Source organism: Phosphitispora fastidiosa, from assembly GCF_019008365.1.
Lineage (GTDB): Bacteria > Bacillota > Thermincolia > Thermincolales > UBA2595 > Phosphitispora > Phosphitispora fastidiosa.
Genome location: NZ_JAHHUL010000108.1, coordinates 1 through 280, shown reverse-complemented (window position 1 = coordinate 280; position 280 = coordinate 1). Strand labels below are relative to the sequence as shown.

Genomic DNA, 280 nt, shown 5'->3' with positions numbered 1-280 from the left:
GGTGTGCGGCTCATGTGACGGCCTCCCTCACCTTGTATTTCGGCGCATCCCAGGCCCGTGTCGACAGAATGTCCCGCAGGATGGCAACCGCTTCGGACACTTCGGCAAAACTGAGATAAAGCGGCGTAAAGCCGAAGCGGATGATATCGGGCGCGCGGAAATCACCGATGACGCCGCGGGCGATCAGCGCCTGCATGATGGCATAGCCATTGTCGCAGGAATAGGAAACCTGGCTGCCGCGCTGATCGGGGTTGCGCGGCGTGACCAGCGTCAGGCCGAA

At 61.8% G+C, this 280-nt stretch carries 1 protein-coding gene; it reads right to left on the bottom strand.

What is annotated here, in order from left to right:
* Positions 1–10: 10 nt before the first annotated feature.
* The coding region (locus Ga0451573_RS19145) for a kynureninase/PvdN C-terminal domain-containing protein (RefSeq protein ID WP_231685782.1) at positions 11–280 on the bottom strand (270 nt) is incomplete at its 5' end.